25 protein-coding genes are annotated in these 25,369 nt (G+C 28.8%); 16 read left to right on the forward strand and 9 right to left on the reverse strand.

Annotated features, from left to right (window positions below):
* The 7 genes from dnaA (at position 1) to CSUB8523_RS00035 (ending at position 8,328) form a co-directional block, all read left to right on the forward strand.
* Positions 1-1,332: a chromosomal replication initiator protein DnaA gene (gene dnaA / locus CSUB8523_RS00005; RefSeq protein WP_039662253.1), complete on the forward strand. Its 1,332-nt coding sequence runs from the start codon at positions 1-3 to the stop codon at positions 1,330-1,332.
* A 132-nt stretch (positions 1,333-1,464) separates the two neighbouring features.
* The gene (gene dnaN / locus CSUB8523_RS00010; protein WP_043019248.1) at positions 1,465-2,532 is read left to right on the forward strand and encodes a DNA polymerase III subunit beta; all 1,068 of its coding nucleotides are present in this window, start codon (positions 1,465-1,467) and stop codon (positions 2,530-2,532) included.
* A gap of 9 nt (positions 2,533-2,541) precedes the next feature.
* Entirely contained in the window at positions 2,542-4,860 is a 2,319-nt protein-coding gene (gene gyrB, locus CSUB8523_RS00015) for a DNA topoisomerase (ATP-hydrolyzing) subunit B (protein WP_043019249.1), read from the forward strand.
* Positions 4,861-4,882: 22 nt separating this feature from the next.
* Positions 4,883-6,601 carry a DUF262 domain-containing protein gene (locus tag CSUB8523_RS00020; RefSeq protein WP_043019250.1) on the forward strand — a complete coding sequence of 573 codons (1,719 nt, stop codon included), beginning with the start codon at positions 4,883-4,885 and terminating at the stop codon, positions 6,599-6,601.
* Positions 6,602-7,024: 423 nt separating this feature from the next.
* The gene (gene queF / locus CSUB8523_RS00025) at positions 7,025-7,411 is read left to right on the forward strand and encodes a preQ(1) synthase (RefSeq protein ID WP_043019251.1); all 387 of its coding nucleotides are present in this window, start codon (positions 7,025-7,027) and stop codon (positions 7,409-7,411) included.
* Positions 7,412-7,464: 53 nt separating this feature from the next.
* The gene (locus CSUB8523_RS00030; protein ID WP_039662259.1) at positions 7,465-8,109 is read left to right on the forward strand and encodes an outer membrane beta-barrel protein; all 645 of its coding nucleotides are present in this window, start codon (positions 7,465-7,467) and stop codon (positions 8,107-8,109) included.
* A gap of 9 nt (positions 8,110-8,118) precedes the next feature.
* Positions 8,119-8,328 (forward strand): alkylphosphonate utilization protein, encoded by a 210-nt coding sequence (locus tag CSUB8523_RS00035; RefSeq protein ID WP_039662260.1) that lies wholly within the window; start codon positions 8,119-8,121, stop codon positions 8,326-8,328.
* Positions 8,329-8,342: 14 nt separating this feature from the next.
* Here CSUB8523_RS00035 and thyX read toward each other — a convergent pair whose 3' ends face one another.
* A complete protein-coding gene (gene thyX, locus CSUB8523_RS00040; protein WP_043019252.1) occupies positions 8,343-8,975 on the reverse strand; it encodes an FAD-dependent thymidylate synthase in 633 nt (210 codons plus the stop codon).
* A gap of 100 nt (positions 8,976-9,075) precedes the next feature.
* On the opposite strand from thyX, the gene CSUB8523_RS00045 reads away from it, so the two are divergent.
* From CSUB8523_RS00045 to CSUB8523_RS09470, 4 genes are all read left to right on the forward strand, one after another.
* Positions 9,076-10,713, forward strand: a complete 1,638-nt coding sequence (locus CSUB8523_RS00045; RefSeq protein WP_043019253.1) for a CTP synthase — start codon at positions 9,076-9,078, stop codon at positions 10,711-10,713.
* Entirely contained in the window at positions 10,703-12,274 is a 1,572-nt protein-coding gene (gene recJ / locus CSUB8523_RS00050) for a single-stranded-DNA-specific exonuclease RecJ (RefSeq protein ID WP_043019254.1), read from the forward strand. The genes CSUB8523_RS00045 and recJ overlap by 11 nt, the downstream gene beginning before the upstream one ends.
* 67 nt (positions 12,275-12,341) lie before the next feature.
* The gene (locus CSUB8523_RS10355; protein ID WP_043019255.1) at positions 12,342-12,536 is read left to right on the forward strand and encodes a hypothetical protein; all 195 of its coding nucleotides are present in this window, start codon (positions 12,342-12,344) and stop codon (positions 12,534-12,536) included.
* Between the two features lie 7 nt (positions 12,537-12,543).
* Complete coding sequence (locus CSUB8523_RS09470; RefSeq protein ID WP_235362582.1) at positions 12,544-12,918, forward strand: lytic transglycosylase domain-containing protein; 375 nt, start codon at positions 12,544-12,546, stop codon at positions 12,916-12,918.
* 8 nt (positions 12,919-12,926) lie between these two features.
* On the opposite strand, the gene prfA is transcribed toward CSUB8523_RS09470, so the two are convergent.
* The 5 genes from prfA to rsmA all read right to left on the reverse strand — a co-directional run bounded on the left by prfA (position 12,927) and on the right by rsmA (position 17,855).
* The gene (prfA, locus tag CSUB8523_RS00065; RefSeq protein ID WP_039662272.1) at positions 12,927-13,994 is read right to left on the reverse strand and encodes a peptide chain release factor 1; all 1,068 of its coding nucleotides are present in this window, start codon (positions 13,992-13,994) and stop codon (positions 12,927-12,929) included.
* A 3-nt stretch (positions 13,995-13,997) separates the two neighbouring features.
* A complete protein-coding gene (gene rpsT / locus CSUB8523_RS00070) occupies positions 13,998-14,261 on the reverse strand; it encodes a 30S ribosomal protein S20 (protein WP_039662277.1) in 264 nt (87 codons plus the stop codon).
* Between the two features lie 89 nt (positions 14,262-14,350).
* On the reverse strand, positions 14,351-15,112 hold the full coding sequence (locus CSUB8523_RS00075) for a pseudouridine synthase (RefSeq protein WP_039662278.1): 762 nt from the start codon (positions 15,110-15,112) through the stop codon (positions 14,351-14,353).
* 9 nt (positions 15,113-15,121) lie between these two features.
* On the reverse strand, positions 15,122-17,068 hold the full coding sequence (locus CSUB8523_RS00080) for a ribonuclease J (RefSeq protein ID WP_043019256.1): 1,947 nt from the start codon (positions 17,066-17,068) through the stop codon (positions 15,122-15,124).
* Positions 17,034-17,855: a 16S rRNA (adenine(1518)-N(6)/adenine(1519)-N(6))-dimethyltransferase RsmA gene (rsmA, locus tag CSUB8523_RS00085; protein WP_039662280.1), complete on the reverse strand. Its 822-nt coding sequence runs from the start codon at positions 17,853-17,855 to the stop codon at positions 17,034-17,036. Before rsmA ends, CSUB8523_RS00080 begins: the two co-directional genes overlap by 35 nt.
* 91 nt (positions 17,856-17,946) lie before the next feature.
* Between rsmA and CSUB8523_RS00090 the strand changes: the two genes are divergently transcribed.
* The 3 genes from CSUB8523_RS00090 to CSUB8523_RS10360 are packed head-to-tail and all read left to right on the forward strand — an operon-like array spanning position 17,947 to position 19,653.
* Positions 17,947-18,480, forward strand: a complete 534-nt coding sequence (locus tag CSUB8523_RS00090) for a nucleoside phosphorylase-I family protein (RefSeq protein WP_043019257.1) — start codon at positions 17,947-17,949, stop codon at positions 18,478-18,480.
* Positions 18,481-18,487: 7 nt separating this feature from the next.
* Positions 18,488-19,555: a dual-specificity RNA methyltransferase RlmN gene (rlmN, locus tag CSUB8523_RS00095; protein WP_043019258.1), complete on the forward strand. Its 1,068-nt coding sequence runs from the start codon at positions 18,488-18,490 to the stop codon at positions 19,553-19,555.
* A complete protein-coding gene (locus tag CSUB8523_RS10360; protein ID WP_235362563.1) occupies positions 19,555-19,653 on the forward strand; it encodes a hypothetical protein in 99 nt (32 codons plus the stop codon). Before rlmN ends, CSUB8523_RS10360 begins: the two co-directional genes overlap by 1 nt.
* Here the strand turns inward: CSUB8523_RS10360 and CSUB8523_RS00100 are convergent.
* From CSUB8523_RS00100 to CSUB8523_RS00105, 3 genes are all read right to left on the reverse strand, one after another.
* On the reverse strand, positions 19,622-20,257 hold the full coding sequence (locus CSUB8523_RS00100) for a glycosyltransferase family 9 protein (RefSeq protein WP_043019259.1): 636 nt from the start codon (positions 20,255-20,257) through the stop codon (positions 19,622-19,624). The two genes, CSUB8523_RS10360 and CSUB8523_RS00100, sit on opposite strands and share 32 nt — an antisense overlap.
* A gap of 258 nt (positions 20,258-20,515) precedes the next feature.
* Positions 20,516-20,659 carry a hypothetical protein gene (locus CSUB8523_RS10015; protein ID WP_158336959.1) on the reverse strand — a complete coding sequence of 48 codons (144 nt, stop codon included), beginning with the start codon at positions 20,657-20,659 and terminating at the stop codon, positions 20,516-20,518.
* Positions 20,656-21,561, reverse strand: coding sequence for an RluA family pseudouridine synthase (locus CSUB8523_RS00105; protein ID WP_043019260.1), 906 nt, complete (start codon positions 21,559-21,561; stop codon positions 20,656-20,658). The genes CSUB8523_RS10015 and CSUB8523_RS00105 overlap by 4 nt, the downstream gene beginning before the upstream one ends.
* A gap of 79 nt (positions 21,562-21,640) precedes the next feature.
* On the opposite strand from CSUB8523_RS00105, the gene purB reads away from it, so the two are divergent.
* Together purB and CSUB8523_RS00115 are read left to right on the forward strand one after the other, a co-directional pair.
* Complete coding sequence (purB, locus tag CSUB8523_RS00110; RefSeq protein WP_043019261.1) at positions 21,641-22,969, forward strand: adenylosuccinate lyase; 1,329 nt, start codon at positions 21,641-21,643, stop codon at positions 22,967-22,969.
* 18 nt (positions 22,970-22,987) lie between these two features.
* On the forward strand, positions 22,988-25,363 hold the full coding sequence (locus CSUB8523_RS00115) for an aerobic ribonucleoside-diphosphate reductase Ia, B1 protein subunit NrdA (protein ID WP_043019262.1): 2,376 nt from the start codon (positions 22,988-22,990) through the stop codon (positions 25,361-25,363).
* Positions 25,364-25,369 lie beyond the last annotated feature (6 nt).

The raw sequence follows: 25,369 nt of genomic DNA on the forward strand, positions 1-25,369 counted from the left end.
ATGAATATAAAAGATTTTTTACTTGAATTTAAAACAGAAATTAGCAACAACGAATACAATACTTACATTTCTCACTTGCAATTTAGTGAAAAATTAAGTAAAAATAATATCTTAGTATTTATCGCACCAAATCATTTTTTGGCTAAATTTATACAAACAAAATATGCACAAAAATTGGCTTATTTTTATGAAGTAAAAACAGGTATTAATCCTCAGATTAAAATCACAACAAGCGATCAAAAAATAGAAAAAAATCATCATTTTTCTATGGATATTTCACAGATTAAATTCCAAAGTACTATTTTAAATCCTTCTTTTACTTTTGAAAGTTTTGTTGTGGGAGATTCTAATCAATTTGCCTATGCAACTTGCAAAGCCATAACCGATAAAAGCAAACTCGGAAAATTATACAATCCTATTTTTATCTATGGTCCTACAGGGCTTGGAAAAACTCACTTGCTTCAAGCAGTTGGAAATATATGCTTAGACAATGGATATAAAGTAATTTATGCAACAAGTGATAATTTTATCAATGATTTTACCATGCATTTAAATAACAAAACCATGAGTAAATTCCACGAAAAATACAAAAATTGTGATGTTTTACTCATCGATGATGTACAGTTTTTAGGTAAAACAGATAAAATTCAAGAGGAATTTTTCTTTACTTTTAATGAGATCAAAGAAAAATTTGGGCAAATCATCATGACAAGTGATAATCCCCCAAATATGCTAAAAGGCATAACAGAACGCTTAAAAAGTCGTTTTGCAAATGGGATCATCGCAGATATCACACCTCCACAGCTTGATACAAAAATCGCAATTATTAAGAAAAAATGTGAATTCAATGCTATTTATCTTAAACCTGAAGTCATAAGCTATATCGCTACTTCAATGGGAGATAATATCCGAGAAATCGAAGGTATGATCACTAACTTAAATGCTCAAGCAAGACTTTTTAACCAAGAAATCACTTTAGAAATTGTCAAAAGCTTTATGAAAGATCATATCAAAGAAACAAAAGAAAACATCAGTGTTGAAGATATACTTACTGATGTTTCAAAAAGCTATAATCTCAAGCCAAATGATATAAAATCAAACAAAAAAACACAAAATATCGTTATGGCAAGAAGGGTTGTGATATTTTTGGCAAGAGAGCTTACAACTATGTCTATGCCTCAACTAGCAAGATTTTTTAACATGAAAGATCATACGGCCATTTCACATAATATTAAAAAAATTCAAGAGCTAATGAGTGAAAATGAAAATCTAAAAGCCATAGTAGATGAACTAAGAAATAAAATTTTGACAAAAATAAAAAGTGCCATGTGAATAAAAGTGAAAAATAAAAAATTTTATTCTATGAGTAAAATTTCTATAAAAAAAGGCTTTTAAAAAGCATTTCACATTTTCACATTGCTTATTATTATGATAAAATAAATTTAAAAAACAAAGGAAGTAAAAATGAAAATTAGCATTAACAAAAATACTTTAGAATCCGCTATAGTTTTAACTAACTCTTATGTAGATAAAAAAGACTCAAGCAATATTGCTTCTCACTTACTTTTTGAAGTAGTTGAAGATAAATTAATCATCAGAGCAAGTGATTATGAAATAGGGATTAATTATAAAATCAAAAAAATCAAAGTAGAAAGCGCTGGTTTTGCAACTGCTAATGCTAAAAGTATCTTAGATATCATTAAAAGTTTAAATAATGAAGATGTAGTTTTAGAAACCATAGAAAATTTCCTTTTCATTAGACAAAAAGGAACTAAATACAAACTTCCTATGTTTAACTATGATGATTTTCCAAATTTCCCAAGCACTGAAGAAAAAGATAAATTTGACATTGATTCAAGTGATTTAAGTAGATCTTTGAAAAAAATCCTACCTGCAGTTGATACTAATAATCCAAAGTATTCTTTAAATGGTGCATTACTTGATATAAAAACTACTCATATTAGCTTTGTAGGTACAGATACAAAACGTCTTGCTATCTTTACACTAAATAAAACAAATGAAAAAGAATTTAACCTTTGTATTCCTAAAAAAGCTATTTTAGAAATGCAAAAAATCTTTTTTGAAAAAATTGAAATTTATTATGATGAAAATATATTGATTGCAAAAAATGATAATTTTGAATTTTTCACAAAACTTATCAATGATAAATTTCCTGATTATGAAAGAGTAATTCCAAAAAACATCTCAAAAGAATTTGTTTTTAAAACAGAAGATTTTATGGACGCATTGAAAAAAATCAATGTAATTACTGAAAAAATGAAACTTAATTTCCATAAAGATAAACTTGTATTTGAAGGTATTAGTTTAGATAATATGGAAGCAAAAACTGAACTTGAAATGGAACTTAATATAGATGAAGAATTTAATCTTTGCATTAAAAACAAATTCATCACTGATTTTTTAAATTCTATCGAAAGTGAAACATTTAAACTTAGTATAAATGAGCCTCATATGGCATTTTTAGTTTCAAGTGATGAATTACAAACTGTGATTATGCCAGTTATTTTATAAGGAAAATAAATGCAAGAAAATCAAAATTATGGCGCAGGAAATATTAAAGTTTTAAAAGGCTTAGAAGCTGTTAGAAAACGCCCTGGTATGTACATAGGTGATACCAATATAGGCGGTCTTCATCATATGATCTATGAAGTAGTGGATAATTCTATCGATGAAGCTATGGCTGGATTTTGTGATATGATTAATGTAGAAATCACTACTGAAGGTTCTTGTATAGTAAGTGATAATGGTCGTGGTATTCCTGTGGGAATTCACCCTACTGAAAATATCCCTACTTTAACTGTAGTTTTAACTGTGCTTCATGCAGGTGGAAAATTTGATAAAGATACTTATAAAGTTTCAGGTGGTTTGCACGGGGTTGGTGTGAGCGTTGTAAATGCTTTATCAAAAAAATTAGTTGCTACAGTGCATAGAGATGGAGAAATTTATCGACAAGAATTTTCAGAAGGTAAAGTTACAAGTGATTTTGAAACTATAGGCAAAAGTAAAAAAACAAGTACGATTATAGAATTTTGGCCTGATGATCAAATTTTTGAAGTGACTGATTTTGATTATGAAATTTTAGCAAAAAGATTTCGTGAACTTGCGTATTTAAATCCAAAAATTACTATTAATTTTAAAGATAACCGCGTAGGAAAAGCAGAAAGTTTTCATTTTGAAGGTGGTATAAGTCAGTTTGTTACAGATTTAAATAAAAAACAAGCTTTAACTAAGGCAATATTTTTCAATGTGGATGAAGAAGATGTAAATGTAGAAGTAGCATTACTTTATAATGATAGTTATAGTGAAAATTTACTTTCTTTTGTGAATAACATCAAAACTCCAGATGGTGGAACGCACGAAGCTGGTTTTAGAATGGGTTTAACTCGTGTTATTAGTAACTATATTGAAGCTAATGCTAGTGCTAGAGAAAAAGATTCTAAAATCACAGGAGATGATGTAAGAGAAGGTTTGATAGCAGTAGTAAGCGTTAAAGTACCTGAACCACAGTTTGAAGGGCAAACTAAAGGAAAATTAGGTTCAAGTTATGTTAGACCTATAGTTTCTAAAGCTTCTTTTGAATATTTGACAAAATATTTTGAAGAAAATCCTATCGAAGCAAAAGCTATTATGAATAAAGCTTTAATGGCTGCTCGTGGTAGAGAAGCAGCTAAAAAAGCTAGAGAATTAACCCGTAAAAAAGAAAGTTCAAGTGTAGGGACTTTACCAGGAAAATTAGCTGATTGTCAAAGTAAAGACCCAAGTGAAAGCGAAATTTATTTAGTTGAGGGTGATAGTGCGGGAGGTTCTGCAAAACAAGGTAGAGAAAGAACTTTCCAAGCGATTTTACCTTTAAGAGGTAAAATACTTAATGTTGAAAAAGCAAGACTAGATAAAATTTTAAAAAGTGAACAAATTCAAAATATGATCACAGCCTTTGGTTGTGGGATCGGTGATGAGTTTGATATAGAAAAACTAAGATATCATAAAATCATCATTATGACAGATGCTGATGTAGATGGATCTCATATACAAACTTTACTTTTGACATTTTTCTTCCGTTTTATGAATGATCTTGTAACAAATGGACATATTTATTTAGCTCAACCACCTTTATATCGTTATAAAAAAGGTCAGAAAAAAGAAATTTATCTAAAAGATGAAAAAGCTTTAAATGATTATTTGATTGAAACAGGTATAGAGAGTTCTACTTATGAGGGTATAGGCTTGAATGATTTAAAAGATTTTCTAAAAATCGTTGCAGCTTATAGAAGTGTTTTAAAAGAATTAGAAAAAAGATTTAATGTTATTTCAGTGATTAGATATTTGATAGAAAATCCTGATTTTATAAAATTAGATAACCAAAAATTATTTGATATTATCAAAGAATTTTTAGAAAAACAAAATCACAATATCTTAAATTCATATATCAATGAAAATGAAATTCGTGTTTATGTACAAACTGAAAATGGTTTAGAAGAACTTATCATCAATGATGATTTATTTACTCATCCACTTTATGAAGAAGCAAATTATATTTATCAAAAAATCAAAGATAGAGATTTGAAATTTGATAAAGATGTATTAGAAATTTTAGATGATGTAGAAAAAAATGCTAAAAAAGGTGCTTATATACAACGTTATAAAGGTCTTGGTGAGATGAATCCTGATCAATTATGGGAAACTACTATGGATCCAAACAATCGTCGTTTATTAAAGATTACTATAGAAGATGCTCAAAGTGCAAATGATACTTTTAATCTCTTTATGGGAGATGATGTAGAGCCTCGCCGTGAATATATACAAACTCATGCTAAAGATGTTAAACATTTGGATGTTTGATTTATTTAAATAAAGAAATAATATGGAAGCTAGAGAAAATAATTTTAATTTTATAAGAGAAATAGATAATAGAAAAGTAATTGTTCCTTTTTTTCAAAGACCTTATGTATGGGAAGAAGAGCACTGGGAACAATTACTAAGTGATTTAAAAAATAGTTTTTTGGAAGATAAAGAGCATTTTTTAGGTTCTATTATTTTAAAAAGAGGTGGGGTTGAAAATTGTTCTATTGTTATCGATGGACAGCAAAGACTTACTACTTTTTCAATTTTAATTAAAGTTTTGTATGATTTTTTAGAGCAAGATCAAAGAGATGAGTTAGAATTAAGAACTTATTTGTTTTATAAAAAAGAAATAAAAATTAATCATTCAAAACTAGATAAAGAAAAATATGAAAAAGCTTTAAAAGATGAGGATATTGATACAAAAGAAAAAAATGGAATTTTTGGTTGTTTTAATTATTTTAAAAAAGAAGTTGATAAATTAAAACAAGGAATTAATTTATCTGAATTTACAGAATTTATTATAGAAAGTAAATTATGGGTTATTGTTTGCTTAAATGAAGATGAAGATGAACAAAAAATATTTGATTCTATAAATTCTACAGGACAAAGATTATCTTCTACTGATATTATAAAAAATGCTTTATTTGATAAGATTATAAAAATTACAAACGAAAATAAAGCTACGGAATATTACGATAAATATTGGGATAATGTATTTGATAAAGATGAAAAAGAACAAGAGTTTTGGAATGAAGAAATTGAAACGGGTAGAGTTAAAAGGAGTAAAAGCGAAATATTTTTATATTCTTTCGCAATAATAAAAGATATTTTTAATACAGAAGTACATAATTTAAGTAATTTAAGTAATTTATATAAAAAACATATCGAAAATTTAAATGAAAATGATTTAAAAGAATTATTAAAAGAATTAAAAGATTATGCAAAAATATATCGTAATTTTCCAGATATAAATAAGACAACTGTTTTAAAATATGAAAAATATGAGCTGAGATTTTTTCATATTATACATATCTATAAGACTAATACTGTCTTACCTTTAATTTTATTTTTAAAAAATTTATTAAGTCAAAAAGAAAATATTTATAGACAATGTTTATATTTATTAGAAATGTTGATTTTATGTAATCCTGAAACAAAGGATTATAATAAATTTTTTTCTAAAATTATGAAAAAAATTCAAAAAGCAAATATTGATAGTATATTAAATATTATTAAAGTTGAAATCTATGATAGATATGGAAAATATTTTAATAAAGATGAAATTAAAAATTGGTTATCTTATATAGATAATAAAGATGCAACTTTAATTTTATTTTGGATTGAATTATATAGACAAGAACAAAATAAGGATTATAAAGATAATACTTTAGGGTTAAATTATGTTTATACTCTAGAACATTTATTACCACAAAGTTGGCAAGAACACTGGAATGAAATTATAAAAGATGAAAAAGAAGCTGAAGAATTCATATATCAAATAGGAAATATGACTTTATTAAAAAGAAAACTTAATTCTTCTTTAAAAAATATGAATTGGGAGGTTAAACTTAATGGAGATGGAAAAGCTAAAAATTATATTAGTAAAAACGCTGATTTATTAATAAATAAAGAATTATTGGATAAAAAATCTTGGACTAAAGATGAAGTAGAAAAAAGAGCAACAAAATTTATAAATGATTTTTTTGAAATTTGGAATGTGGATTTATTTTCAAAATGAAAACTTTTTTACAAAATATCCCAAAAGTAGAATTACACTTACACATTGAAGGCTCATTAGAGCCTAAAATGATGTTTGAATTAGTTAAAAGAAATAACATTGCTTTTAAAATATAAAAGTGAAGATGAAATTAAAAAACTTTGTATTAATGCTGTTTGTTGATACTTCTTTTTTATAAGAAATTGGTAAAAATAAATTAAAAATTAATTTATAATTTTTGGAAAATGATTTTTAATTGGAGAACAAGGTCATAGTGGTAAGACATTTCTCAAAGAATATATAAAAATTATGATTTTATCTTTAAAATTTTAAATCTTTATAACATTAAATTTACTTTTTAAAAATCTAAAAGATTGTAAAAACCAAATGTAAAAAGCTTGATATTTTTTGTATAATTTTATTTTATAATTTAGGAGATATAATATGAAATATGGTGAAAAAGAAATCAAAGAATTTAATGTAGAAAATATGGAAGTTTGGCCAAATAATACTAAAAATGACTATGTGATTAAGATCACTCTACCTGAATTTATGTGTTGTTGTCCGCGTAGTGGGTATCCTGATTTTGCTACTATTTATCTTGAATATATCCCAAATAAATTAGTAGTAGAACTTAAAGCAATCAAACTTTATATCAATACCTTTATGTATAGAAATGTTTCACATGAAGCAAGTATTAATGAAATTTACAATACTTTAAAAGAAAAACTCGATCCAAAATGGATAAAAGTAATAGGCGATTTTAACCCTCGTGGTAATGTGCATACTGTGATTGAATGCAGATCTGATTTAGTGGTTCCACAAAATTAAGTTTTTATTAAAAATAATAAGATATATTATACCTTGTTTTAAAGGAGGAAAATATGAAATTGAAATTATTTAGTTTATTTGCAAGTGTTGCTTTAGCTTCAAATTTAGCTTTAGCGGATGAAAATTCTGGTTTGCTTTTAGGTGTTGATGCGGGGTGGTTTCATACTAAAGTAAAATCTGATCTTGACCATATTAAGAATAATAAAAAATTTAATGGTGATTTAGAAGGTAATATTCCTGTTTTTGGTTTAAAAATAGGTTATCGCTTGAGTGAAAATCATAGACTTTATGGTGCTTATAATTATTCAAGTGAATTTAGTGATGTAATCAATACCACAAGATTGAAAATTGATGGAGAATTTACTACTCATAAGTTTTTATTTGGTTATGATTTTACTCCAAAAATTTTTGAAAAAACAAGAGCAGTTTTAGGATTATATGGTGGATATGCAAGAACGGATATTACTTTAAAAACAAGTTTTTTATCATTATCTCAAGACTTTGATGGCTATACTTACGGGGCAAAAATAGGTGCTTTATATGAGTTAAATCAAGCAAATGAAATCGAATTTGGTTTTAAAGCCGAGCAAACTCATTATAATACAAGAAATTTTTACCAAAGTGTTATAGGTTCAAACTTTTATGATCCTAAACAAACAAATTACGGTTTATATCTAGGATATACTTATAAATTTTAAGGAGAATTCATGCCAAAAGATGCAAATGGAACTGAGCTTAATGCAGGTGATAGTGTAAGTGTTGTTAAAGATTTAAAGGTAAAAGGTGCAAGTACTACTTTAAAACGCGGCACTACTATAAAAAATATTAAGCTTACAAGCAAAGACACTGAAATTGAAGCTAAGGTAGATAAATTTGGTGTGATTGTTTTAAAAACTGAATTTCTTAAAAAATTATAAGTAAAAATTCCCAATCAATCTTGGGAATTTTCTTCTTGATAAATACAATGTTTAAAAATAAATTGATGTTCCTCAGGTAAGTTTTCAAATAAAGCATTTGCCAAATTTCTTATCTCCCAAAGGGCTGATTTTGAGCTTCTTAGAGTGATAAAATTTTGTAAACTTCTAGCATTAATTGTTAAAGTTAATTCTGTTTTATAGCTTTCTGGTAAGCAGTATTTTGCTATGTCTAAACTAATGCTATTTTGTAAAATCAAACGCAAATTTTCTAAAGCTTTGATACTTGCATTATCTACTACTTCATTTCCGGTTAATACCAAGTATCTTTTAGCATTTTTAAAGTCATTTTTTTTAAATTCGCTTTCATTTCTTAGCTCTTTTAAAGTATATCTTGTGCTTTTTACGCTAGGGCTAGTGTGGCGGTGTCTTGCGACTTCTTGTAAGCACGCTCTTGAAATACCTTGTATATAAAAAGTATAGTTTAAATGCTCTAAGGTTGAAGCATGTTTAAATTTATTTCCCACTCGATCGATTAATTCTTTGTCTTTCTCACCACCACAATCGCCTTTATCAAAACTTTGCCAACATGTTCTTGTAGCATGAGAGCATACAGAAAGTGGAGTATAGTTTAATAATGTGATTTTCATCAAAAATTTCCTTCAAAAATAATTGAATTTTACACAAATGTTTATAAAAATAAAATTTTTTATTCGTTATAATTTTAAAAAAATAAATTAAGGTTATTTTATGAAATTAAAACAAACTAAGTATATTTTTGTAACCGGTGGTGTTTTAAGCTCATTAGGAAAAGGTATAGCAGCAGCATCTATTGCTACAATTTTAAAAAATTCAGGTTTAAAAGTAAGTATTTTAAAAGCAGATCCTTATATTAATGTCGATCCTGGTACAATGAGTCCTTTAGAACATGGGGAAGTTTTTGTAACTGAAGATGGAGCTGAGACAGATTTAGACTTAGGACATTATGAGAGATTTTTAAATGAGAGCTTATCTCAGGATAATAACTTCACTACAGGAAGAGTTTATCAAAGTGTTATAGAAAAAGAAAGAAGAGGAGATTACTTAGGAAAAACTATACAAGTAATCCCTCATATAGTTGATGAAATAAAAGATCGTATTAAAAAGGCTGGAGTTGATAAAGATATTTTAATTGTTGAAATAGGTGGCACAGTAGGAGATATAGAAGGCTTACCTTTTTTAGAGGCTATTAGAGCTTTAAAGCTTGAAGTGAGTAAATACAATGCTATTAATATTCATTTGACTTTAGTGCCATTTATTAAAGCAGCAGGAGAACTTAAAACAAAACCAACTCAACATAGTGTTGGAGAATTACGCCGTATAGGTATAAGTCCTGATATGATCATTTGTAGAAGTGAAAAATCTTTAGATAGAGAGTTAAAAGATAAAATCGCAATTTCATGCGGAGTTGAAAAAAACTGTGTTATAGAAAGTGTGGACGCAGCTAGTATTTATCAAATTCCACTAAATTTTTTAAAACAAGATATTTTAAATTCTATTGCGAGTTTATTAGATCTTCAAAATTTAAAGCCAAATATGAATGAATGGGATTCTTTGGTAAAAAGAGTCATCGCTCCAAGTAATGAACTTAGCATTGCTTTTGTAGGAAAATATGTAGATTTAAAAGAAAGTTATAAAAGCTTAACAGAAGCTATTATCCATGCAGGTGCAGCACTCGATGCGAGAGTAAATTTAAAATGGATTGATAGTGAAAAATTAGAAAATGCAAATGTCGAAGAAAGCTTTAAAGATGTAAGTGGAATTTTAGTAGCAGGTGGTTTTGGCTACCGTGGAGTAGAAGGAAAAATCAAAGCTATACAATATGCAAGAGAAAATAAAATTCCATTCTTAGGAATTTGTTTAGGTATGCAGCTTTCTTTAGTGGAATTTGCACGCAATGTTTTAAAACTTGAAGATGCAAATTCTCATGAATTTAATCCAAACTGTAAAAATCCTATTATCTTTTTGATTGATGAATTTATTGATGTAAGTGGAGAAAAGCAAATTAGAACAAGTAAAACTCCACTTGGTGGAACTATGCGTCTTGGGGCTTATGAGTGTCATATTAAGCCAAATACACTTTTAAGTAAGGTTTATGATAATCAAAAAAGTGTAAAAGAACGTCATCGTCACCGCTATGAAGCTAACCCAAAATACAAAGAAATGTTTGAGAAAAAAGGGCTTATTATAAGTGGGGAAAATGAAGGTTTGGTTGAAGCTGTAGAACTTAAAGATCATCCATTTTTCTTAGCAGTGCAGTTTCATCCTGAATTTACTTCACGCTTAGTTAGAGTTAATCCGGCTATTTTTTCTTTTATCAAGGCATCTTTAACAAATCATGTTAAATAAAGCTAAAATAAAAGAAATTTTACAACAACGCTTTGTCAATGATACTCATGTAAAGCTATGTGATTTACCTATGCCATCTTGTTTAAAAGATATTTATAAAGGTGCTTTGCGTATTAAAGAAGCGATTGAAAAAAATCAAAAACTTGCTATTGTGGGGGACTATGATGTAGATGGGGTGATTTCTTGTGTGATTTTATCTGAATTTTTTGATGACATTGGTTTTGATTATGTGGTAAAAATTCCAAATCGCTTTAAAGATGGATATGGTCTAAATGAAGAAATCATCAATGAGCTTGATGGGGTAGATTTAATCATCACTGTAGATAATGGCATAGCAGCATTTGATGCAGCAGAGCTTTGTTTACAAAAAGGAATTGATTTAATCATTACCGATCATCATATGCCTCCAGCTATTTTACCAAAAGCTTATGCGATCATTAATCCTAAACAACAAGATTGCGAATTTCCTAATATTGAAATTTGTGGTGCTCAAGTGGCTTGGTATTTAGTCGCTGCGATAAAAGAAGTGTGTAAGATTAATTACAATATGTGTAAATTTATAGAGCTTTTATCTATCGCAATTATTGCAGATATGATGGAACTTAGAGATTTAAACAGAGTCTTAGTTAGAAAAGGCATAGAGTGTATTAATGATTCAAAACGAGTGGCATTTAAAGCGATTAAGCGGTATTTTGGTAAGGATAAATTTGAACTTGATAATATTAGCTTTTTAATCGCACCTTTGATTAATAGTGCAGGTAGAATGGATGATGCGATTATTTCTTATAAATTTTTACATTCTAAAAATATTGATGAAGTTATGGGGTATTTAGAGCAAATCATTACTTATAATAATAGTCGTAAAGATGAAGAGCGTGAGCTTTTTAAACAATGTTTAGAACAAGTTGATGAAAATGATCCTGTGATTATTGTTAATGGCCAAAATTGGCATGAAGGAGTTTTAGGTATAGTTGCAAGTCGTTTAGCAAAGCATTTTAATAAACCAGCTTTTGTTTTTTCAGAATGTAAACAAAAGGCTAAAGCTAGCGTTAGAAGCGTGGGTAGAATAGATATTTTAAATGTTATAGAGCAAGCTAAAGAATTTGTTTTAAGCTATGGTGGGCATAAAGGTGCAGCTGGAGTTTTAATAGAGCTTGAAAAATTTGGTGTTTTTAAAAGTAAGCTTTATGAAATTTGCCAAAATATCCCTAAAGATGATTTTTATAATAATGATGAGGTTTTAGGTAGTATTGACCCAAATGAAGTTGATTTTGAGCTTTTAGAGATATTAGAATTTTTTGAACCTTTTGGACATAAAAACCCAAGGCCTTATTTTAAATTTGATAAGCTTTTTGTGAAAAATAAAAGAAAGTTAGGTAAAGATGAAAACCATATAAAGCTTATTTTAACTCAGGGAAATAAAACTTTAGAAGCTTTATTTTTTAATTTTGAATATGAGCCAGAGCTTGGAGAAAGCATTGATCTTATAGCTAGTGTTTCTAAAAATAACTTTAGAGGATTAATCACCCCTCAACTTACTATCAAAGAAATTCTTAGATAATTCATTAACTTATTCTCATAGTTTTATTTATAAATTTGCTATAGTATAAGTATTATAAAGGAGTAAAATGTTAAAAAATTTTTTATTATTAGTGTTTTTTAATTTTACTTTTGCTTTTGATGCCAAAATTTTTATAGGCGATACTTATATATCTGAAGATTTTTATAAGTACGATAAAGACTTTAAAACTGCAGCTAGAAAGTACAATATACCTACAGCCTTACTCCAAAGCCATAGCTTTAACAGAAAATGCAGCTTATAAGCACAATATCACCAGTAAAAACAAAAATCAAACAAGAGATTATGGTTTAATGCAAATTAATAGCATTCATTTAAAACGCTATGAGATTAGTGAGAGTGAGATTGTGAAATCTAGTGTAAATATCGACACAGCAGCAAGATTACTTCATGAGATTATACAAAAATATGGCTTTAGTTGGAGTGCCATTGGAAGGTATCATTCAGCAAATGATAAATATAAAAATATTTGGCTTAATAAAGTGATGAAAAATTTAGTTGCTATAGTTTTAAAAAATAGTAAAGATCTTTTTGTAATGGAAAAATTTAGAGCTTTTAAACTTGCTTCTCTTTTGATGAATGTAGATAAAGAACAATATAGAGTTTTATTGGCAAGTAATAATTAAAACAAGAATTATAAATTTTCTTGTTTTAAAGCCTCTGCTTGATAATAAGCGATTAATGGCTCGATGATTTCATCAAAAAGGCCACCTTCTAAAATCGCATCAAGCCTATATAAAGTAAGATTTATTCTATGATCACTAATTCTATTTTGTGGAAAATTATAAGTGCGTATGCGCTCGCTTCTATCGCCGCTTCCAACTTGTGATTTTCTTGCCTGACTTTCTTTAGCTAAGCGTTCTTGCTCTTGCATTTCAAAAAGTCTTGCTTTTAAGATTTTCATGGCACTTTCTTTATTTTTATGCTGGCTTTTGCCATCTTGATTTACTACAACTATACCTGTTGGAATATGAGTAATTCTTACAGCACTATCTGTGGTATTTACACTTTGTCCACCATGGCCACTACTACGCATTACATCGATTTTTAAATCATTTGGATTGATTTGAATTTCAATATCATCAACTTCTGGCATAATAGCCACTGTAATAGCTGAAGTATGAACTCTACCTTGAGATTCTGTTTGAGGCACTCTTTGAACTCTATGCGTGCCACTTTCGTATTTTAGCCTTGAATAAGCTCCATTTCCTTTGATAAGAATGATAATTTCTTTAAATCCCCCTACACTACCTTCACTTGAGCTTACGATTTCGTATTTATAATCACGATTTTCAGCATAGCGTATATATGCTTTTACTAAGTCTCCAACGAACAAAGAAGCTTCATCACCACCTGTTCCTGCACGAATTTCTAAAAAGATATTTTTATCATCGTTTGGATCTTTAGGTAATAAAAGAATTTTTAATTTTTCTTCAAGCTGTGGTTTTAAAACTTCTAAATTTTTAAGTTCTTCTTTTGCAAGTTCCCCTAGCTCAGGATCAGATAAAAGAAGTTTATTCTCTTCTATATTATCTAAAGTTTTAAGGTATTCTTTGGCTTTTTCTACTATAGGTTCTAAATTTTTTTGTTCTTTAGATAGAGTTGTCATTTTAGAAATATCATTAGAGATATTAACATCGCTAAGAAGAGTATTTAACTCATCAAAGCGTGCTAAAAAAGGTTTGAGTTTATCAGCTAGCATTAATTAAGCTATTTTATTTACCAATAATGCTAATCTACTCACACGGCGTGATGCAGTTTGTTTTTTCAAAAATCCACGGCTTACCATAGCGTGAATGCTTTTATTAGCTACTTTTAGTGCATTTTGTGCAGCTTCTTTGTCATTGTTTGTTGCTGCTTCGCGAACTGCTTTTGTTATATTTTTTAATCTTGTTCTATAAAATCTATTTCTTTCAGTTCTTTTTATAGTTTGTCTTGCTCTTTTTTCAGCAGATTTATGGTTTGCCATGATTTTCCTTTTTTATATAAATTAAATTGCTAATTATACAAGATTAAAATTAAAATTTAATTAATTTAAGTATTTTTAAAGTATTAATTTTAATACCTAATATTATTTGTCTTTAAAAAATCGCGTAGTTTTTCATACTCACCATTTTCTAAATAGCGATATTTTCCAGCTTTTAACATACCAAGATCTAACGCTCCAAATGCCACTCTTTTAAGATCCATCACTTCTAAGTCAAAATGTCCAAAAAAACGTCTTAATTCTCTATTTTTACCTTCATTAATGATTACTTTTAGTTTCGTATAGCCTCCGCTTGAGCCAAAAATTTCAAAGCCTAAAAATGGAGCAAAACTCATTGAGGTTATTTTGGTTTTAGTGTGAGCTCCTTTTTTTTCATTTTGAATTTCTAAACCATTTTGCATAGCTTCAATGACATTTTTATCTATATTGCCTTTTACTTTTAAATAATACTCTCTTTCTAAATCACTATGCATAAGCGCATCTGCTATCACAGGAGAATCAGTTAGTAAAAGCAAACCCTCACTTGCAAAATCAAGTCTACCAATACTAAGCCAAGTGCTAAATTGTTTTGGCAGGGTATGATAGATGGTTTTTCTACCTCTATCATCTTTTTTGCTAACTATTTCACCTTTTTGTTTGTGATAAATGATGACTGAAAATTGTGTTTTTTTATGGAGTTTTTTGCCATTGATAAAAACTTTATCTTCAGGATTTACGCTATCACTGAGCAAGGCTGTTTTTTTATTGATTTTTACTAAGCCTTGCTTGATTAACTCATCAGCCTCACGGCGAGAGTATTTACTATTATGTGAGATGAATTTATTAATTCTCATAGTTTTACTTTACATCACAAAAATGGTCGGTACTATGGTTGGATATTTTTTGATTTTTCTAAAAATATGCTTTCTTAGTACTTGTCTAATTTGTGCTTCTAAAATTTTTGGGTTGTCTAAAATTTCATCTTTTACATTAGGGAAAAATTGACTTAAAACATCACTCATTTCTTTTGAGAATGCTCCATCTTGTTTATCAGCCACTAAGCCATAGCTAAATACTCTTGGTTTATTGATTAGTGTTTTACTTGCTTTATCAAGCTGAGCGATAATGACAACTATACCACTATCTGCTAACTTTTGTCTATCAATGACAACATCATCTGCGATTTGTTTGTTGATTTGATTATCTACAAAGACTTTTCCTGTTTTAACTGTTTTTACACGTTTTATGTATTTTTGGCAAAGTTCTACTTGATCTCCATCGCTCATTAAGTAGATATTTCTTTCAGGTATGCCACATTTGAGTGCAGTTTCTTTATGTTTGTTGATATGATTGTATTCTCCATGCACTGGTAAGAAAAATTTAGGTTTTACTAAAGTCAACATGAGTTTTTGTTCTTCTATGCTAGCATGCCCACTTACATGAATTTCACTAAATTCTTGATAAGCTACTTTAGCTCCTGCTTTTAAAAGAAAATCAAGCACAGCAGAAACATTTGCTTCATTTCCTGGTATTGCTTTAGCTGAAATGATAACTTGATCACTAGGTTTGATTTTGATAAATTTATGCTCATCAGTAGCCATTCTATATAAAGCACTCATAGTTTCGCCTTGACTTCCTGTGGTGACAATTAGCACTTCATTATCTTTGTATTTGCTGACTTCATCTGCATCAATGAAAATTTTTCTATCAAGCTTGATATAGCCAAGTTCCATGGTTGTATAGAGATTTCTTTCCATAGAACGCCCTATGACACATACTTTTCTACCATATTTTAAACCATAGCTAATAGCTTGATATACACGGTGGATATTAGAGCTAAAGGTACTCATAATCACCCTGCCTTTGGTTTTAGCAAAAATTTGATCAAAAGTAGGCCCTACAGAACTTTCACTTTTTGTATAACCTTCTTTATATGAGTTTGTGCTATCACTTAAAAGACAAAGCACACCTTCTTCGCCATAATGCGCTAAACGACTTAAATCTGTTGGGTAGCCATCAATTGGTGTTTGATCTATTTTAAAATCTCCTGTGTGTATGATGGTTCCTGCTTTAGTTTTAATAGCCAAAGCACAAGCATCGATGATAGAGTGGGTTATATGAATCCATTCTAAATTAAATTCACCTATTTCATAAATTTGTCTTTTTGTTATAGGTCTAAACCATTTACGCTCAGCCTTTAAGCCATGTTCTTCAAATTTATTTGAAATCATACCTAGTGCTAAAGGTGTTGCGTAGATAGGAAATTGAAATTCTTTGAAAAAATACGGCACCGCACCGATATGATCTTCATGAGCATGTGTGATGATAATGGCGCGAATTTTATTTTTAATCTTTCTTACATAATCAAAATCAGGTATGATGATATCTACCCCATGCATAGTTCCATCTGGAAAACTCATACCTATATCAACAATAATCGCATCATTATTGGTTTCAAATACAGTGATATTTCCACCAATTTCCCCCAATCCACCTAATGGGGTAATGCGAATTTTATGCTCGCTTGAATTGTTGTGTTTTAAAGGGTGAAGTCTTAGTTCGTGCATAATTTTATTAGCTTCTATGCTTTTGGCAAGTTCTATTTGCCATTCTTCATTACCGCTTAGCTTAGAAGGTAAATTTCTATTTTTTTTCTTTTTCTTTTTTTCTTCACTTGCTTCAACTGGAGTATTTTCTACTTTAACTTCAGCATTTTGTTCTTGGTTTTGCGAATCTTTTCTTTTTCTATTTCTAAACTTATTGAATCTTTTAGGTTTAGTTTGTTCTTGAGTTTTGTTTTCTTCGCTCATAGTCTTCCTTTAAATATTCATAAATTTTAAGGTATAAATCAACGCTAATTTCATGAGCTCTTGAGGTAGAAGAGAGATTTAGTGCTTCAAATGCTTTTAAAATTTTTTCTTTTTTATTTTTAAAATTAGATATGAGTTGTTTTCTTGGATTTTGAAAACACACTCTTAGAAAATCTTTAAAAGCTTCTATATTTTCACATTGATGCTGATAGTGACTTGTTTTTATCAGTTTCATTACAGCTGAAGTAACTTTTGGCGGAGGATTAAAGCTTTGTGGTTGTATATCAAAAAGCATTTGTCTTTGGCATATTAATGCACAAAGTACCCCTAAAGCCGAAAAATTACTTTCTTTTTCATTTGCACAAAATTTTTGTGCTACTTCTTTTTGCACCATTACTATAAGCCCAAGACAATTTCGATCTTCTAAGGCTTTTAAAATCAAATTTGTAGCAATATAATATGGTAAATTTGCTACTAAAAAGTACTCTTTGTCGCTTAAACTTCCTTGATCAAAAGCATCGCTTGCATTTTGATGAATAAGCTCAAAATTTCCACCTTTAATCTCATTTTGAAATTTTTTATTTAAAATAGGAATCAAATCTTTATCAATCTCATAAGCTCTGATTATAGCTTGTGGGATTTTCAAAAGTTCTTGCGTTAAATCACCTAAGCCAGGCCCAATCTCAACTATATTTTTAGCATCTTTGGGTATGGCTTGGATGATTTTATCTACCACGCTTTTATCACATAAAAAATTTTGTCCAAAATGTTTTTTCGCTTTTATCATAAAATTTATTTTATCTAAAAAATATTAATTATAGCATTATTTTAAGTCCTAATTAGATAAAATTTGAATTATTTTTTATAAAGGTTAATTTTTGGAAAATCTTATAGTATGTGCAGGTGGTAATGAAGATTTTAAATTTGCACAAAGCATTGGTATCGGGTTGGTTCATTCTGCATTTTCTTTAGGAAAAATTCTAAGTCAAAAAAAAGTAGATAGAATAATCTTTATAGGAACATGTGGAATTTACCAAGAAGGTAAAATTTTAGATCTTTATGAAAGTTCTAATGCTGCAAATTTAGAATACGCAGATTTATTTGATAGTTTTTATACACCTATAGCAAATGAGATTAGATTAAATGTTTCACATGAAACTATGATTAACTCTTCAAATTATATTTGTAAAGATGAAAAAATTGCAAGAGAATTTTTTAAAAAAGGCGTGCATATTGAAAATATGGAAGCATATGCAGTGCTTTCGTGTGCAAAAATACATAAAATTGAAGGGATTTGTTATTTGTGTGCAACAAATTTTTGTAACGAATTTGCACATGAAGATTTTTTAAAAAACCATCAAAAAGCAAAAGAATTATTAAAAGAATTTTTATACGATAAAAAACTTATATAGGAAAAAAATGAGTGAATTAAAGAACATATTGGATTTTACCAAAGAAGAATTAGAAAATTTGGTTCAACCTAAATTTAGAGCAAAACAGATATTTGAATGGGTATATAAAAAATACGCAGATGATTTTTTACAAATGTCATCATTACCAAAAGACTTTAGAAATCATTTGCAAGAAAATTTCCATTTTTCACCTTTAAAATGTGCTAAAGAAGAAAAAAGTAAAGATGGGAGTATTAAATATCTTTTTGAACTTCTAGATGGTAAAAAGATAGAAGCTGTATTGCTTCCTATGAAAGATGAACTTATAGATGAAGATGGTAAAATCATTAAACACGCTAGATATACGATCTGTGTTTCCTCGCAAGTGGGTTGTAAAAGTGGGTGTAGTTTTTGTCTTACTGCTAAAGGTGGTTTAAAAAGAAATTTAAGCGCAGGGGAAATAGTAGGACAAATTCTGTGGATAAAAAAACATAATCACATTCCTTATGAAAGAAGGGTTAACATAGTCTATATGGGCATGGGAGAACCTTTGGATAATCTCAAAAATGTTTCTAAGGCAGTTAAAATTTTAGCAGATAATGATGCTTTAGCAATAAGCCCTAGAAGACAAACGATAAGCACAAGTGGTTTAGCAAAGCAGATCAAAGAACTTGGAGAAATGAATTTGGGCGTGCTTTTGGCTATTTCACTCCATGCGGTTAATGATGAACTTAGAAGTGAATTAATGCCTATTAATAAAGCTTATAATATAGCAAGCGTTATGGAAGCAGTGAGAAATTTTCCTATAGATCAGCGTAAGAGAGTGATGTTTGAATATCTTTTAATTGATGGAATTAATGATAAAATAGAACATGCAAAAGAATTAGTCAAGCTACTAAATGGTATAAAAGCTAAAGTGAATTTAATACTTTTTAATCCACATGAAGGAAGTTTATATAAAAGACCAAGTATAGAAAATGCGATTAAATTCCAAGATTACTTAAGTGCAAAAGGCGTTACTTGTACAATAAGAGAAAGTAAAGGGCTTGATATTTCAGCTGCATGTGGACAACTTAAAGAAAGGCAAAATAAATAATGACTTTACTTGATATAGCTCAACTTATTTTTATAAGTATAGTGGTGATTATAGGATTAGGTGGGATTATTTATGTTTTAAAAAATGAAGATATGTGATTAGTTGATATAATTTTTTTAGTTTATCAATTACACTTGTTATAATTTTATTGATTTCATTGTGTGATAATTCGTTATATTTTTTATCAATAAAAACATAGTCTTTATTATATGTTGGCCAAAACATACTATCTTTTTTAGGATATAATCCAATACTAGGAATTTTCATATTACTTGCGATATGAATTGGACCTGTACTGAGACTAATAATACATTTTGATTGAGATATAAGTTCTACTAAATTTAAAATATCATCATTGTTTTTAAAAATATAAATTTCTGATAAAAGATTTATATTATGTTGTTTAACACTTCTTATAAAAGTGTCATGAATATCATTATAAGTTGGAATAATAATATTTATATTTGGATATGAAAATCGAATTTTTACTATGAGATCAAAAAATGAAACTAGGTTTAGTGTAAAATCTACTGTAATGCTAAAAGGGTTTATAATAATAAAATTTTTAATATTGTTTTTTTGAAGATAATTTTTAACAATATCTTTGTTTTCATCTAATGTTTTTATAGTGGTATCAAAATTGATTCTTTTTATGCATTTATCAAATTTTTTAGGATCTATTTTTCTAGCATAATATAACATTCTATCTCTATCACTTCTATTTTTAAAAAATCTTTTTGTTATACTTGTAAAGATAGTTTTGCATTTAAAAGAAAATACACTAACAAATTTTGCTTTTACAATAATATTTTTTGTGTTTGTTTTTATAAGAAGTTTAATTAAAAAAGATTTTGCATGAAATGATATTAAATAATCTAGTGAATATTTATTGATTTGATCGATAATATTTTCATCAATTTTTTTAATTAGTTCTATATGATCAATAAAATTAAAATTTTTTTAAATGGATTCAGTGTTTTTTCTGCAAAAAACTGTTATATTTGCTTGGTAAATATATTTAATTGCATATAACATATCTAAACTAGCAACTATATCTCCGATATTATGAGGACAAAAGTATCCAATGGGAATATTTTCTTTCATTGTATTATTTCCTTTAAAAACTCATCTTTTATATCTTTTTGAGATTGTATCAAAAATTTTTGATTTTTATATGTAAATTCTAAGCTAAAAGAATGCAAAAGCAATCTTTTAGCCCCTGTGATCTGAATTCTTTCGGCTTCACTCATTTTTCCATCTAATATTTGCTCTATTTGTGTTTTTTCTAAACCATATAAAGGTTCACCTAAAATTTTATGTTTCACATGAAACAAATGTAATCTTATTTGGTGTTGTCTTCCTGTTAGAGGTTTAGCTAAAACTAAACTGGCATCTAAATTTTCAAAATATTCTAAAGTGTAAAATTGCGTTAAGGCTTCTTTACCATTTTCACAAATATGCATTCTAGTTTTTACTGCATCGTAGTTTTTAGCCAAATCCATACTTTTATCTACTATAAATTCTTTTTTAGTTTTTCCTTTTACTAGAGCGAGATAGCTTTTTTGCACTAATCTTTTTTCAAACATAGTTTTTAACTCAATTTGTACATTTTTATGTTTTGCTATGAGTAAAAGTCCGCTTGTTTCTTTATCTAGTCTATGCGCCACACAAGCTTTTTCACTCCATAAATGCCAAATTTCATCACAAAGACTATAGTTACAGTTGCGTCCATTAGGATGGGTTAGTACTCCACTTGGTTTTTCTACTATAGCAAAATCATCATTTTCATAAACTACTTCTAGTCCTTTAGGGTTATTTTCATATATGATTAGTTCTATTAAACCATCTAAAAATTTGTTTTTTTCTTCTACTAAAATTCCATTACAAAATAGTCTTTTTTTATCAATGAGTTTTTGTGCTTCACGCATGGAAATTTTCAGCTCGTCCATAAGTAGTCTAAATGCCTTTTTTTCATTATTTGATAGTTTCTTTTTTATATATGCCATTTAATAACTTTCTTAGGTAAATTATAATAAAATTTAAGCTATTTTTTCATAAAAAATTATATATAAAAAGGTCTTGAAAATGGTTGAAAGATATAGTAGAGAAATCATGGCTAAAAAATGGGACATGCAAGCAAAATATGATGCATGGTTAAAAGTAGAATTAGCAGCTGTGAAAGCATGGAATAAACTTGGTCTTATTAAAGATGATGATTGTGAAAAAATTATAAAAAATGCAAAATTTGACATAACAAGAATAGATGAGATAGAAAAAACTACCAAGCACGATGTTATCGCTTTTTTAACTAGCGTAAGTGAAAGTTTGGGTGAAGAAAGTCGTTTTGTACATTATGCGATGACAAGTTCAGATTGTATTGATACTGCGGTTGCTTTGCAGATTAAAGATAGTTTAGAACTAATCTTACAAGATTTAGATCAAGTTTTAGCAGCAATTAAAACAAGAGCATATGAACATAAAAATACCTTAATGGTAGGAAGAAGTCATGGAATTCATGGCGAGCCTATAACTTTTGGTTTAGTTTTGGCTATTTGGTATGATTCGCTAGTGCATGCAAAAGATCTAATTACTCATGCAAAAGAAGTGATCAGCTATGGGAAAATCAGTGGTGCTATGGGAAATTTTGCACATGCTCCGCTTGAATTTGAAGAAGAAGTTTGCAAAAATTTAGATCTTAAACCAGCACCAGTTTCAAACCAAGTGATACAAAGAGATCGTTATGCACAAGTTATCTCAGCTTTGGCTATTTTAGCTTCAAGTTGTGAGCAAATTGTCGTTGCGATCCGCCATTTTCAAAGAACAGAAGTATATGAAGCTGAAGAGTATTTTTCTCAAGGACAAAAAGGAAGCTCTGCTATGCCTCACAAAAGAAATCCTGTTTTGAGTGAAAATATCACCGGTCTTTGTAGAATGATAAGAGCTTATGTAACACCTACTTTGGAAAATGTAGCATTGTGGCATGAAAGAGATATATCACATTCTAGTGTAGAAAGATTTGTATTACCTGATGCTTTTATCACAACAGATTTTATGCTTTCAAGATTGTGTGGTGTGATAGAAAAGCTTTTGGTATATCCAGAAAATATGATGAAAAATTTAAATTTAACCGGAGGACTTGTATTCTCTCAAAGAGTTTTACTTGAACTTCCATTCAAGGGTATAAGTAGAGAAGAAGCTTACAAGATTGTTCAAAGAAATGCCATGAAAGTATGGGCTGATTTGCAAAATGGCAAACCTGCGTTAAATGAAAAGGGCGAAAGTTTGTTTTTATTAGCTTTGTTGGCTGATGAGGATTTGAAAAGATCTTTAAGTGAAGCAGATATTAGAAATTGCTTTGATTATAACTACTATACAAAGAACGTAGATAAAATTTTTGCAAGAACTTTTAAATAATAATATTAGGGGTTGTGAGTGAAAGTATTAAAAAGAAATGGAAGAACTGAAGAATTAGATGTTTCAAAGATTAAAAAATATACTACAGATGCAGTAGCAAATTTAGAAAATGTAAGTCAAAGCGAACTTGAAGTAGATGCAAAAATTCAATTTCGCGATGGTATAACAACAGAAGAAATTCAACAAACTCTTATAAAAACAGCAGTAGATAAAATAGACATCGATAGGCCTAATTGGACCTTTGTTGCTGCAAGATTGTTTTTGTATGATTTATATAAAAAAGTAAGTGGTTATAGTGATTATAAACATCTAAGAGAATATTTTGAAAAGGGCGAAAAAGAAGGTAGGATTTTAATCGGCTTAAAAGAAAAATATGATTTAGATGATCTTAATGCCTATATAAAACCTGAACGTGATTTGCAATTTACTTATCTTGGTATCAAAACTTTATATGATAGATATTTGATTAAAGATTCTAAGGGTATGCCTATAGAATTACCGCAACAAATGTTTATGGCTATTGCAATGTTTTTAGCACAAAACGAGCTAGATTCTCAAACTTGGGCTAAGAAATTTTATGATTTAATCTCAACTTTTGAAGTAATGCTTGCAACCCCAACCCTTTCAAATGCAAGAACCACAAGACATCAATTAAGTTCTTGTTATATAGGAAGTACACCTGATAATATTGAGGGTATTTTTGATTCTTATCAAGAAATGGCACTTTTATCTAAATTTGGTGGTGGTATAGGCTGGGATTGGTCTAAGGTACGTGCTATGGGTGGAAGTATAGATGGGCATAAAAATGCAGCAGGTGGGATCATACCATTTTTAAAAATTACCAATGATATTGCCGTTGCAGTAGATCAGCTTGGTACTAGAAAAGGAGCGATTGCAGTTTATATTGAACCTTGGCATATGGATATTAATGACTTTTTAGATTTGCGTAAAAATTCTGGTGAAGAAAGAAGAAGGGCGCATGAGCTTTTCCCTGCTTTATGGATTAATGATTTGTTTATGAAAAGAGTAAGGACAAATGGCAAATGGACGCTTTTTGATCCTGCTGATACTGCAAGTTTATGCGATTTATACGGTAAAGAATTTGAAAAAAAATATGAAGAATTTGAAAAAGATGAAAGCATCGCTAAAGAAATCATAGATGCAAAAGAACTTTGGAAAAAAATTCTACTTTCGTATTTTGAAACAGGTATGCCATTTTTATGCTTTAAAGACAGTGCTAACAAAGCAAATCCAAATGCGCATGCAGGTATCATAAGAAGTTCAAATTTATGTACAGAAATTTTCCAAAATACAGATCCAAATTATTATCAAATCAAAATTGTATTTGATAATAAGACAGAACTTCATTTAGATGAAAATGAAGAGCTTATGATAGATGGAGGATATAAAAAACTTGCTAAGAAAGTTTCTACTTTAGATAGCATTAACGGAAAAAAAGTTTACATAGTAGAAAAATATAAAAACGAAGGCAAAACTGCTGTTTGTAATCTAGCAAGCATTAATCTAAGTAAAATCAATACTAAAGAAGATATTCAAAGAGTTGTGCCAACAGCAATAAGAATGCTTGATAATGTGATAGATCTAAATTTTTACCCACATGTAAAAGTAAAAAATACCAACCTAAAATCACGCGCTATAGGTCTTGGTGTAATGGGTGAAGCGCAAATGTTAGCTGAAGCTCAAATTTACTGGGGATCAAATGAACATTTTGAAAAAATTGACCGTATTATGGAAATGATTAGTTATGAGGCAATTTTAGCAAGCTCAAATTTAGCTTTGGAGAAAGGTTCTTATCCTGATTTTGAAGGTTCAAATTGGAGTAAAGGTATAGTGCCAATTGATGTAGCAAATGAAAACGCAAAAAAACTAACTGTAAGTGATGGTTTGTTTGACCAAAGCGAGTGTGACTGGGAAAAGCTAAGAGAAAAATTAAAAAGAGATGGTATAAGAAATGGTTATTTGATGGCTATAGCGCCAACTTCTTCTATTTCTATTTTAGTAGGTACAACTCAAACGATTGAGCCTGTATATAAAAGAAAATGGTTTGAGCAAAACTTAAGTGGTATGATACCAACTGTCGTGCCAAATTTAAGTGCCAATACATGGCAGTATTATACCCCTGCTTATGAGCTTGATCAAAAAATTCTAGTCAAAGCAGCAGCGATCCGTGGTAAATGGATTGATCAAGGTCAGTCTTTAAATATCTTTGTTTCTTTAGATAAAGCAAGCGGTGGATATTTAAATGAAATTTATCAACTTGCTTGGGAATTAGGTGTTAAATCAACTTATTATTTAAGAAGTGAAAGTCCTGATAGTGAAAAACTTAACGATAATGTGGTTGATAGAACTATAGAATGTGAAGGTTGTCAATAAAAATGG

The sequence above is a fragment of the Campylobacter subantarcticus LMG 24377 genome, assembly GCF_000816305.1.
Taxonomy (GTDB): Bacteria; Campylobacterota; Campylobacteria; order Campylobacterales; family Campylobacteraceae; genus Campylobacter_D; species Campylobacter_D subantarcticus.